General features: G+C 34.4%; 12 protein-coding genes. 9 read left to right on the top strand and 3 right to left on the bottom strand.

The genetic code is table 11. The features are described 5' to 3' along the window. The first annotated feature begins 135 nt into the window (after positions 1-135). Both AC1RP4_RS06150 and AC1RP4_RS06145 read left to right on the top strand, forming a co-directional pair. Entirely contained in the window at positions 136-1032 is an 897-nt protein-coding gene (locus AC1RP4_RS06150; protein WP_481761806.1) for an ABC transporter ATP-binding protein, read from the top strand. Further along, complete coding sequence (locus tag AC1RP4_RS06145) at positions 1032-1802, top strand: ABC transporter permease (RefSeq protein ID WP_481761770.1); 771 nt, start codon at positions 1032-1034, stop codon at positions 1800-1802. The genes AC1RP4_RS06150 and AC1RP4_RS06145 overlap by 1 nt, the downstream gene beginning before the upstream one ends. A 78-nt stretch (positions 1803-1880) precedes the next feature. Here the strand turns inward: AC1RP4_RS06145 and AC1RP4_RS06140 are convergent, their stop codons facing one another. Both AC1RP4_RS06140 and AC1RP4_RS06135 read right to left on the bottom strand, forming a co-directional pair. After that, on the bottom strand, positions 1881-2564 hold the full coding sequence (locus tag AC1RP4_RS06140) for a metallophosphoesterase (RefSeq protein WP_481761769.1): 684 nt from the start codon (positions 2562-2564) through the stop codon (positions 1881-1883). Positions 2565-2818: 254 nt separating this feature from the next. Further along, complete coding sequence (locus AC1RP4_RS06135) at positions 2819-3826, bottom strand: DUF1002 domain-containing protein (protein WP_481761768.1); 1008 nt, start codon at positions 3824-3826, stop codon at positions 2819-2821. Positions 3827-4051: 225 nt separating this feature from the next. On the opposite strand from AC1RP4_RS06135, the gene AC1RP4_RS06130 reads away from it, so the two are divergent. The 3 genes from AC1RP4_RS06130 (at position 4052) to AC1RP4_RS06120 (ending at position 5727) form a co-directional block, all read left to right on the top strand. After that, positions 4052-5161, top strand: coding sequence for an NADH-dependent flavin oxidoreductase (locus AC1RP4_RS06130; protein ID WP_481761767.1), 1110 nt, complete (start codon positions 4052-4054; stop codon positions 5159-5161). Between the two features lie 154 nt (positions 5162-5315). Then, complete coding sequence (locus AC1RP4_RS06125) at positions 5316-5546, top strand: helix-turn-helix domain-containing protein (RefSeq protein WP_481761766.1); 231 nt, start codon at positions 5316-5318, stop codon at positions 5544-5546. Then, a complete protein-coding gene (locus AC1RP4_RS06120; protein WP_481761765.1) occupies positions 5524-5727 on the top strand; it encodes a hypothetical protein in 204 nt (67 codons plus the stop codon). The genes AC1RP4_RS06125 and AC1RP4_RS06120 overlap by 23 nt, the downstream gene beginning before the upstream one ends. Positions 5728-5783: 56 nt before the next feature. Here AC1RP4_RS06120 and AC1RP4_RS06115 read toward each other — a convergent pair whose 3' ends face one another. After that, positions 5784-6239: a MerR family transcriptional regulator gene (locus AC1RP4_RS06115; RefSeq protein WP_481761805.1), complete on the bottom strand. Its 456-nt coding sequence runs from the start codon at positions 6237-6239 to the stop codon at positions 5784-5786. 172 nt (positions 6240-6411) lie between these two features. Between AC1RP4_RS06115 and AC1RP4_RS06110 the strand changes: the two genes are divergently transcribed. The 4 genes from AC1RP4_RS06110 to AC1RP4_RS06095 all read left to right on the top strand — a co-directional run bounded on the left by AC1RP4_RS06110 (position 6412) and on the right by AC1RP4_RS06095 (position 12246). Beyond that, positions 6412-7872, top strand: coding sequence for an MDR family MFS transporter (locus AC1RP4_RS06110; RefSeq protein WP_481761764.1), 1461 nt, complete (start codon positions 6412-6414; stop codon positions 7870-7872). Then, positions 7872-8624 carry a DUF4811 domain-containing protein gene (locus tag AC1RP4_RS06105; protein WP_481761763.1) on the top strand — a complete coding sequence of 251 codons (753 nt, stop codon included), beginning with the start codon at positions 7872-7874 and terminating at the stop codon, positions 8622-8624. Before AC1RP4_RS06110 ends, AC1RP4_RS06105 begins: the two co-directional genes overlap by 1 nt. 131 nt (positions 8625-8755) lie before the next feature. Continuing rightward, on the top strand, positions 8756-9685 hold the full coding sequence (locus tag AC1RP4_RS06100) for an alpha/beta hydrolase (protein WP_481761762.1): 930 nt from the start codon (positions 8756-8758) through the stop codon (positions 9683-9685). Between the two features lie 137 nt (positions 9686-9822). Beyond that, a complete protein-coding gene (locus tag AC1RP4_RS06095; protein WP_481761761.1) occupies positions 9823-12246 on the top strand; it encodes a hypothetical protein in 2424 nt (807 codons plus the stop codon). Positions 12247-12270: the final 24 nt, after the last annotated feature.

The raw sequence follows: 12270 nt of genomic DNA, 5'->3' as shown, positions 1-12270 counted from the left end.
GCTACCTATTTCTCTAAGAATAGGTAGCCATTTTGACCTTACAGACTTGTTAGTATGTAATAAAAGGGAATTGTGCTAAACTACTGTTTATAGGAATGTAAAAGCAATTATTGGGAGGGATTCAATTTGAAAGAAATGTTAACAATAAACAATTTAACTAAAAGTTTCGGTAAAAAGGTAGTCCTCAAAGGTATTAATTTTACAATCGCAGAAGGTGAGATTGTTGGGCTTGTTGGTGCTAATGGCGCTGGTAAAACAACCATCATGAAATCAATTCTTGGATTATCAAATTACCAAACTGGAGAAATAACAATTGACGGTAAAATTGTATCAACAACTAGCCATCAAGGGTTAGAAGAAGTTGGTGCCTTAATTGAATATCCTGGTATCTATCCATTTTTAAGTGGCTATGATCATTTAAAATTATTCTCTGAAATCAATACCAAAGAAGAATTAGATGAAATTGTTGCTGATTTGCATATGACAGATTACATTAATCGTAAAGCTAAATCATATTCATTAGGAATGAAGCAAAAATTAGGAATTGCATTAGCTTTATTAAATAGACCAAGATTAATTATTTTAGATGAACCTATGAACGGATTAGATCCTCAAGCAACACGTGATGTCCGCGAACTTGTTTTAAAGTTATCTAAACGCGGGACAGCGTTCTTGATTTCAAGTCATATTTTAGGTGAATTAGAGAAAATTGTTGATCACTTTATTATTTTAAATGAAGGTAAAATAATGAAAGCAATGTCTACTACTGAATTAAGTGATAGTAGTAAGCGATATGTTTTACTAGAGACGACGTCAAACGAGCAAGCTAAAGTTCTTTTAAAGGCCGCTAATTATGAATTGGCAGTTGATCAAACAGTTAAAGTAAAGGTAGACGAACAAGATACTTTAGCAAATATTATCCAAGTGCTCTACGATAATAAAATTCAAATAAATGATGTACGTCATCAAGAACATGATATGGAAGAATCACTATTGAATTTATTAGATAGTAATGACGGAGGTAAGGCTTAATGTTAACTTTAGTTAAACAAGAATTATTTAAGTTAGGTAAAAAGAAATCTACAGCGATTATATCAGCGATATTACTTGTTTTTATTTTTGGGGTAGCACTTTTAACAAAAATATATAGTTCGATTTTCGATCCAGCAAGCATGGTACAAAGTGGATTTGGATCTATTCAATTAATTATTTTCATTTTAATTGCGTCAGCAAGTGTTATTATTGCTATGGAAACACAGTTTGGTACAATTAAGGATTTGCTTTATCGGAAATATTCACGTGGAGCTGTTTTAGCTAGTAAATGGCTTACAATATTAATCTATTCGATTTATTTGAATGTTTTAATATTCGTGGCTTCAATTATAGCTAAATTAGTGCTTTTACCAATGGTATCCTTGTCAGATAAAATAGATAACCAAACGATTGTTATGTCTTTAATAACAACGTTAGTGGGGAATTTTATTAGTACCTGGTTGATTTTAAGTTTGGTATTATTATTGGCTAGTATCTTTAGTAGTTCAGGTGCTTCGATTGCAGCTGGTATTGTTTTTTATTTCTTAACATCTATTTTATCAGGAATCCAAATGTTAGCTATTGCTAAATGGGATTGGATTAAATGGAATCCACTTAATATGATGAATTTAAGTAATCAGTGGGCAGACGGACAGGAGTTTGAAAAACTAACTCAATTAACGAATAACGAATTGATTATAGGTAATCTAGCTTATACGGCACTATTTTTATTTTTAGGTTATTTTGTTTTCAAACGTAAAAATGTTTAAAAAAAGTGTATCGTCAATTAATTTTTGACGATACACTTTTTTTGTCCAATAATTATGAGTAGCTTAAAATGACTATTACTAAAGATACAAGTCAAATACTGCAATCTGTGGAGGTACTAGGAATCGAGCTGAGATTCGAGATGTTCCAATACCACTATTAACATATAATTTTGTATTGTTCTTTAGTGTATAAAGGCCACTAGAGTAGCCACCATCTCCGTCATGATCAGATAATAATCCTTTATTAGTGAAAGGAATACGAATTTGGCCACCATGTGTGTGACCACTTAAAATTAAATCGACGGTATTAAATGAACCATTTGACAAACTAGGTTCATGAGCCATTAAAATATGGTACGTTGAATTGGATTTATCAGGAGCTACTGTCGTTTGGACATCGGGGATACCTAATTGAGAGTCATCTACACCACCCAACCAAATGGATGAATTTCCACCTACATTGATAGTCGTTGAACTATTTTTAAGGACAGTAAAACCACCTTGATTCATTACAGTAGTGTAAACTCTGGCTGCACCGCCACCGTAATCTTTATTTCCATATACTGCGTATTTTCCATAGGTTGATTTAATTTCACTTAGTTTTTGAACAATAGCTGTTACGGGATGGTATTGATTGTAATTGCTGAATAAATCACCTGTAAATAAGACCAAATCTGGTTTTTCTTGATTGATTTTATTAACAATTTTTCCGAAATTTTCAGGTGTATAATCATCTGCTATTTCGACATCACTAATTTGCACAATTTTAAGTTTCTTTTTAGTAGTATCTGCCTTATTTAAAGCAATATTTTTAACGACAACGCGGTAAGGCTCTATTTTAAATGCGTAAAAGGTACATGCGGCACTTACTATTAATAGGATGAAAATGACACTTAATATTTTTTTCTTCGTGATAGTATCATGCCTCCGTTTGATTAGTTAACTAAAAAAACCTACAGTAAGATTTTTAGTCTAAAACTGTAAGTTCTTCTTAAAACCTATATGGTTAGTTTTATTTATGAAATCCAAGAACTAATAGCTGACCAGATAGCGTTAAAAAATGAAACAATTGCGTCCCAAATTTTTTGTAGGAAGTTTCGATTTTCAGCTGTGTCTAATTTGCTGAAAATATCTTTAGCACCATCTTGAATATTTGTTGCAACTTTACTTGCTTGTGATTTGAAATTTGATGAATCTAAAGCACCTGAATCACGAATCTTGATTAACACGGCAATAATATCTTGTTTTTGATTATCAGTAATGACATTTGTTAAGTTATTATTTGTGATTTGGTTATTTACAATAGTAGTAATTTGATTATTTGTAATAGAACTACCTTCTTTAGCCATATCATTTTTAGCACCGGCTACAGCGTTATTCAATTGTGAATCAGTATACCCATCTTTGCTTTTATTGGCTTGTGTAATGTCACTTAAAGTCGACATTTCATTTTGTGCGGCAGTGACTTGTTTTGTATTTAGAGCGTCCCCGTTTGTAGCGAAGGCTGCATAAACACCAGCTAAAGCACCTGATCCATCTATTGGTGTAGCAGAAGTGACATAGATATTGGCATCAGTTACACCAGCTGTTAATGCGGCGTTTTTATATTGGTTTTCTGTAATTGTGGTGATGTTATTTTTACCATTGTAGTCTAAAATTTCAACGTTGATACCAGAACCACTGCTCGTTTTTTGAACCATAGCAGATGACCAGACACCTGAAGTTGATGTAAATGAGCCACCAGAACTATTGAGATATTTAACTAAAGTTGCGCCATTTACGGGTAATGTCGAATATGAAGAACTACCGTTTAAGCTAGCTGTTAAAGTTGAAAGTGTTCCTGATTTTTGTGAATCTGTTAAACTTGTTCCTAATGTGACAACTGGATTTGACCAGTCAGTTGTTGTGCCCGATGTTGATGAAGCTGAGCTTGAATCATTAGTTGCAGCAGAGGCAACAGATCCTAGACTCAAGACAGCTAATGTTGTAAGAGTTACTGTATAAATTAATTGTCTGAATTTCATAATGGTTTGCTCCTTAAATAGCATGTATTTTAATTTTATTATACCTATCTGATGAAGGAATCATAATAATTGAGTTTGAATAATAGAAAAAATTAAGATTTATCATCATTGAGAGATTTCTTTGTAAGTGAGACAATGAGCGCATCATTTAATCTAGCAACATAATTTTGAGTAGTATGGTATGACTAATTTAAATAAAACTAACGACTGAATGGGAGAATAACGATGACAAAAAAGATGACGGATACCTTTAGATTCAGGCGGGGATTGGAATTGAAAAATAGAATCTTAATGGCGCCAATGACCGTTAAGATGAGCTACTATGATGAAGTTGTTACACATGATGAATCAGATTATTATGCACTACATTCAGGCGAAGTTGGGGCTGTTATTACGGCAGCTACCAGTGTCCAAGCAAATGGAAAAGGTTGGGAAGGCTCACTTGCCATCTATGATGATAAGTTTATTCCCGGGCTAACGAGATTGGCATCGGCAATCAAAAAGAATGGGACTAAAGCTATTTTACAAATTTTCCATGCGGGTCGTATGACAAATTCAACGGTACTTAGAGGACAATTACCAGTTTCAGCCAGTGCTGTTGCGGCAGAAAGACCAGACGCAGAAATTCCTAAAGCATTGTCAGAAACTGAAATTTTAGAGTTGATTGAATCCTTTAAATCAGCAACAAAACGAGCAATTAAAGCGGGATTTGATGGCGTTGAACTGCATGGTGCGAATACGTATTTACTACAACAATTTTTTTCACCACACTCAAATAGACGTCATGATGCTTGGGGTGGCACGCTTGATAAGCGATTTAAATTCATTAATGATGTAGTTGATGGTGTTATTGAGAGTGTTGATCAATCAGGTGTAAAAGATTTTATTGTTGGTTACCGCTTTTCGCCTGAAGAATATGAAAAGCCAGGTATTAGTATGGAAGATTCAATGATTTTGATTGATAAACTTGCTGATAAAAAATTAGATTATCTACATATCTCATTAGGTAAGTATAATAGTGTTTCGAGAAATATAAATTTCAATGAAAAATCAAGAATGGATTATGTCCAAGAAAAGATAAATGGTCGTGTTCCATTAATCGGGGTAGGAGATGTTCGGACTCGGGAAGATGTTAATGGTGTTTTGGCTAACGCTGATTTAGTAGCCGTTGGTCGTTCACTCTTAATTGATCCTAAGTGGACATCAAAGTTATTGAATGGACAAGAAGAAACTATAAAAAGAACCTTAGCTAAAAATGATCGGGAAAAATTAATGGTTAGCGATGGTGCTGTTGAATTTTTAAAAGATATGATGCCTGAGCGGTTAGTTGATTAAAAAACAAAACTAAATCTAGACAAATAGTGTGTTGCAAATTTAATTTGCCGCATGCTATTTTTAGTTGCGGCCCTTTCAACTAGCGGTTGCCTGTTGCACCCCTTGCTGTATGCTAATATTTGAGATGTTAAATAGAGGAAAGAAGGTTATAGGGATGAAAATTATATTTGCGGAACAACTCGTTAAAATACGTAAAGAGAAAAAAATGTCACAAGAAGAATTGGCAAATCAATTGTTTGTATCAAGACAAGCTGTATCAAAATGGGAAACAGGAGAAGCTGAACCTGATTTGGGAAAAATTGAATCGGTAGCCAAAATTTTAGACGTCCCTGTAGAAATATTACTTTTTGGTGGCGATGCCAGTGAAAAAAACGTCAGAGTTTAAAACTAGAATTAAACGATTTATAGAAGAAGATGAATCAGATAAAGATTGGCACGAAAATCATAGATGGCGTGAGTGGCAATATAAACCGATTAATAATGGGTGGGAATTCCTAGCTCGCTATTACTGGATTATTTTTGCACTCATTGGCATGATTGCATGGGGGATTATGGGTCTAAAATAGATATGATAATAAAGAAGCTTTCAATACTTGTCTACAAACAAGTATTGAAAGCTTCTTTATTTTACCGGAACAACTTTTATTTCAGTTGAGTCATCATGAATGACAATGTATAACGTTTGAGTTTCTTCTTTATCAAAGAAACCGAGATTAATACAGGGTAAACCATCGATTTCTTCCACGCCAACGAAACGATCCGTAAATATCTGACGAACCATTTTACCCATTTCTTTATGGGCATTTGCTTTAGCGGCAGCTGTTTTAAGTGTAAATCCAGAGTCTAAGTAAGATTTAATTAATCGAATAATTGATAAGGTATGGTAAGAATATTTTCTATTCTGATTTTTATTAGTATTAATAGAATCAATAAAGCCTTTTTGTTCCCAATAACGAATTTGACTCTGAGTGAGCCCAGTTGTTTCGGCAATTTCACCGATTCCGATTGAAAATGTATCATTCTTCATAATAACGGCCATTCTTTTTGCATAATCTTTAATGTTTGCAATATCGTCCATATCTGCCAAACGAATATACCTCCTAAATAAAAATTTATCTAACAATCTCATTGTGATGTTTACTATACTGATTATATATATATTAAAACGTTTGTCAACTTACTTGACATTAAAGCGAGATAGTCTTATATTAGTCTTCGAAGATAAATTAAAGAAAAAGAAGGTTTTAAGTATGGATGGATTAGATGCAAAGGGTAAACCATATAATCGCCCCATGCTAATTGCAATTTTATTAGTAGGGACATTTTGTACGGTTTTGAATCAAACAATTTTAGCAACTGCATTTCCAACATTAATGGATGAATTTGACGTAACAACGTCAACTGTTCAATGGTTAACAACAGGATTTATGTTAGTCAACGGGATTTTAATTCCAGTTAGTGCATGGTTAAGTAGTCGTGTAAATACCAAATGGTTATACATAGGTGCTATTGGTATCTTTGAATTAGGAACAGTTTTAGCATTTATCGCACCTAATTTTGGGGTATTGTTAACAGCTCGCTTAGTTCAAGCAGTCGGTGTTGGGGTAACAATGCCTTTATTACAAACGATTATGCTTTCAATTTTCCCACCCGAAAAACGTGGTGCTTCAATGGGACTTGCCGGTTTAGTTATCGGACTAGCTCCTGCAATTGGACCTACACTTTCAGGTTGGGTTATTGATAATGCTTCATGGCGTGATCTTTTTGGTATGATTATTCCATTAGTAGGAATTGTTTTTGTGGCTTCTTTCTGGTTTATGAAACCGGTCATCAAAACACACAAATCTAAAATTGATGTCTTATCATTGATTTTATCAACAATTGGATTTGGTGGCTTACTTTATGGATTCTCAACAGTTGGAGATAACGGCTGGGGAAGTACCTCAGTACTTAGTTTCCTTGTTGTGGGTGTTATTTTTATTGGTTTATTCATATGGCGTCAATTAACAATGGAAAATCCTTTCTTGGAATTACGTGTTTTTGCTTCCCAAGAATACACAATTGCAGCCGTTTTAAGTTCAATTGTTAACATGGCTATGATCGGTGTTGAAATGATTCTACCAATGTATCTCCAAATTGTACGTGGAGATAGCGCATTTGAGTCAGGATTAACCTTATTGGCTGGTGCTTTAATGATGGGGATTATGAGTCCGATAACGGGACGATTATTCGATATTTATGGTGCTAAGAAATTGGCAACTGGTGGTATGTTCTTATTAACACTTGGTACAATTCCATTCGTTTTCTTAACAAAAGATACGCCAACTTTATACATCACAATTATGTATGCAGTTCGTATGTTTGGGATTTCAATGGTTATGATGCCAACAACAACATCAGGGATGAATGCATTACCAGCTAACTTGATGGGTCATGGAACGGCTGTTAATAATACAGCTCGTCAAATCGCAAGTTCAATCGTAACAGCGGTTATGATTTCCGTTCTAACAAATGTAACAACAGCTGCATTACCAGCTAAATCAATGCTTAAATCGGCACCATTAGATTACAAAACAAAAGCTATTGATGCGACATTAAGTGGTTATCATGCTGCCTTTATCATCGCAGTCGTTTTCTGTGTGGTTGGGCTCGGATTTTCATTCTTCTTAAAATCAAAACAACAAGTTTTAAAAAATGGAGGTAATAAATAATGATTATTTTATTATTAATTCTTTCAATTATTTTATTCTTCCTTACGTGGAACCTCATCCGTAATAATGTACTGAGCTACATTTTAGGTGGCATTTTTGCACTTTGTATTATTCTTACAGGTGGCTTAATTGTTGCTAACTACAGTGCACATTATGGAATGGAAAAAGTAACGACAACTAAGACAGAACAATTAGCTTCTAGTTCTAAAGAGATGGACATGTTACTATATCAGCCTATCGGTACAGATGGATCTGAAAAAGTCGTTATTTATAAAAATACGGCATCACAAAAGAAAACAAAGGCAACTAAGACAGACGATACAACTAGCAAGATTGTTGAAAATGCTAAGAGTAACAAATTAGTTACTAAAGAAACCCGTTGGACTTATAAAGGTAATGGGTATCGATTAATGTTTGGTATCGCTAATAACGATAAAACTTTAGTAAAACGTACGCATACATTCTACGTTAAAAAGAGTTGGACAACATTAACGGTTAAGCAAGCTAAGGCCATGCCTAAAATTGCTAAAGTAGAAGCAGCTAAAATGAATACAAAGGCAGGAAAAGCTAAACTTGCTGCGGATGGTGCTACTTTTGTTAAAGCAGCTGTCACAAATGCTATGATGAAAGATGCATCAATCTCGAAAGCTGATCAAGCTAAGATTGCAGAACAAGCAACAACAATTTTCAAGGCACAAACAAAAGCAAAAGTAATGCAAAACGTATTAAAAGAAGTTAAAGAAATTAAATAAACCGTTATTTATTTAGTAACCACACTAGTTTATCCAACTAATGTGGTTATTTTTTTAAATTAAAACGTGAATTATAAAATAAACAATGCTATAATACGTTAATGGCATAAACGATAAAGGAGTTTCTTTGAATGAAAAAGAAAATTATAATTTGGATTGTCAGTATTTTAGTGTTATTAGCGGTTGCAATTACAGGGGGTAGTTTCTATCTCTATCACTATGCCATTCAAAATACAGAAAAAACATTAACGGGAACATCAAAAGGAACACCAAAGCGAACAATTGAAGCAAAAAAATGGTTGGCCAGTACTAAAAAAGAAAACTGGACAGAAACATCAGCAGGTGAAAATTTAAAATTAGTTGCTGACTATGTACCGGCGGCAACTAAATCTTTAAAAACAGTTGTTGTGGCACATGGTTACATGGAAAATAAAGAAAGTATGGCTTCATATATAAAATTATTTCATGATAATGGCTATAACGTTTTAGCGCCAGATGATCGAGGCCAAGGTAAAAGTCAGGGCGATTATATTGGTTTCGGATGGAAAGATCGCTTAGATTACATTAAATGGACCAAAAAATTAATTGCCGAAAAGGGAACAGATCAAAAGATTGGCTTGTTTGGAGTTAGCATGGGTGGTGCTACTGTCATGATGATGAGTGGTGAAAAGTTACCAACTCAAGTTAAAGCAATTGTTGAAGATTGTGGTTATACAAATGTTGAAGATTTGTTAGCTTATCAATTGAAACTCCAATTCAATTTACCAAAAGAACCATTAATAACAACTTCTAGTTGGGTAACTCAGTTACGTGCGGGCTACTCTTTTGCAGAAGCTGACTCTGTTAAACAATTAAAGAAAAATAAATTACCAACATTATTCATTCATGGCGACAAGGATGATTTCGTTCCTAGCGCAATGGTTTATGACAACTACAAAGCCTCAGCAGGTACGAAGGAATTGTGGATTGTGAAGGGCGCAGGTCACGGAAAAGCGTTCAGTAAGGATCCAGAATTATATACTAAAAAAGTCGTTAAGTTTATGAATGATAATTTAGATTAATAATAAAATCATTTATTTTTTAAATAACATCAAAAAGTGTGGGGGTACCCTCTATTTTTGATGTTTTTTTTTGTCTGTATCATGCTATCATATTAGTTATTATAGATGAACTTTGGGGAAAATAGGTGGGGGCCAACATGAAAATTAATAATAAATTAAAATTAACACTACTAACTTTTGGGTTATTCTTTTTAGTTAATGTAACAAGTATCAAGGCAGATGCGGATTATGATTCTGCAAAAGCATCAGCACCTCGAGCAATTTTAATGACAAATTTATTCCAGACGGGTACTGGTGCTGGAGTAGTAGCAACTAGTGGTATGGTCGAATTAACCGATACCAATAAAGATCCTAATTCGACTAATCTGGCTGCTAAAACGATGGTTAAAATTACGGATGCTAAGAATCAAAAAGCAGCAATTTGGTCAACAGACGAAAATTCATTTGATATTAATACAAGTAGTAAAGCTTCTATGTGGATTTATTTTGGTAGCAAAACGAATACTGCTGGGGATGGGATGGCACTTGTTTTTCAAAATGATGCAAAAGGAAATGCTGCTATTGCAACTAAAGCAGGTGAAACGTTAGGTGTTTGGGGAGACGATTCAGTGGGTACGGGATCCCCCAATAATACTGCTAGAGGCGCTATTCAAAATAGTTGGGCGCTAGAATTTGATACTCATTTGAATAATGGTAATAGTTCAGGAAACGGATTTGATTTAGATCCTAGTTTAGCACCTAACCATATTGGTAGTGGGTATCCAGCTGTTGAGGCAACATACACGGATAATCATACAATCTCTTCTTCAGTTAAACTAAATCATTTAGGCCTTATTAATTATAATGGGTTCTTATCAAATCGGGCATGGCATCATGTGACAATTGATTATAAATCAGTGAGTGCGAGTGCTGGGTCAATGACATATACGATTGATGATAAAAAACCAATTTCAGGAACAGAAGACTTGGATCCTACTGAAGATACAAGTCAGACAGGGCAGACGGCAAGTGTTCCAATTGATAAATCGAAATTTAATTCTACAACGGGTAAAATCCGTTGGGGATTTACAGGGTCAACGGGTGACTCTTTTGAAAATAACTTAGTTATGTTTGAAACTGTACCAGGTCTTGTTAATGCGACTGCGGTACAAACTATGACGGATATTACACAAAATAACAAGGATGTCTCGGCTAATGGAGAAGTAAAAGCTGGAGATAAAGTAAAATTCAACACTACCGTAACTTACGATAGTGGAAAACAATCGTGGACAGGCATAGGTGGATATTTAAAATACCCGGCTAATAATATAAAATGGACTGGGTATGAAATACCTAACGATTTTGGTACAGGAAAATTTCCTAGTAATATCTATGGAAGTGACCCTGCTGGGTTATCCGGCGCGCAAATACCTGAATTATCTACACCTGGACAAAGTTCACATATTTCATTTATCGGTGAAGTAATGCCAGTTGAAGTGGATACACCAGTGACTGTTTCAGCAGGTCAATTCATCGGAAGCAATGCAATGATTGATTCTAATCCTATTAGCTATACGATTAAAGCATCACCAAAAACAGCCTTAACGATTGATGGCCTTAAAGATATTGATATTAATTATGGAACGGATGCGACGATTAGTGGAACGGTAAAATCTAGTTTAGGTGGAACTTTTGCTAAAGGAACAACGGCCAGTGTGACACTTAATGAGGATACAACACCTATTAAGGGTGATGTCGCAACGGATGGTACATTTAACGTAACGATTCCAAAGGACAAACTAACCACTGGCGAATATTCTTATAATGTTCAAGTAACAGATCCAGATGGTAATACGACGCAAAAATATACACAAAAAATTAATATTAAACCCGTTTTAACTTTAAATGATAATAAAGGAACCGTTGTAGCGCCATATACATTGATTTTCCAAGTAGCTGATAATAGTGCAGCGTTAACAACGTACTATAAAGAAGGAAGTACTGGAACACCTGTTGAATTAGAAAAATATACAAATACTAAACCAGGTTCGACACAAGATCATAGTGTAGCACTAGATACAACTAAGTTTGCCATTGGAACGCACGAGTTAACTATTTATTCGGTTGATTCTGAAGGAAACATTTCTAATAACCAAACAATCTCTGTTGTCGTAGGATTGTTGAGTATTTCATCAGATGATTCAATTAATTTTAATAATAAAATACCAGCGAAAAGAAGTATTTTAAACCGTGCTTCAAGCTATATGCTTAAGTTAGAAACGTCAGCAGCTAAAAACTGGACATTGTCTGTGACTGCAGGACCACTAACTGCAGCAAGTGATAAAAGTACTTTAAAGCATTCAACTATTGGGTTTCGTAATTCAAATCAGGAAAACACGTTACCGCTTTCTCCAACGTATGGTACAATAGTGTCTACAGGAGTAGGTCAAGCAACTACGGTTGAAAAAAGTTGGTCAGCAGATTCTGGAATTGTATTGGATGTTGAACCAAGTGAAATTAAAGTAGCTGAAACCTATAGTTCTGAATTAGATTGGACGCTAACGAATGTACCAAATAATTAATAATAAACTTAATTGTCGGTTAAA

The organism is Dellaglioa sp. CoH-56-MRSF-10, assembly GCF_056782175.1.
The sequence above is the reverse complement of the archived record's forward strand: the minus strand, read 5'-3'. Positions and strand labels throughout refer to the sequence as shown.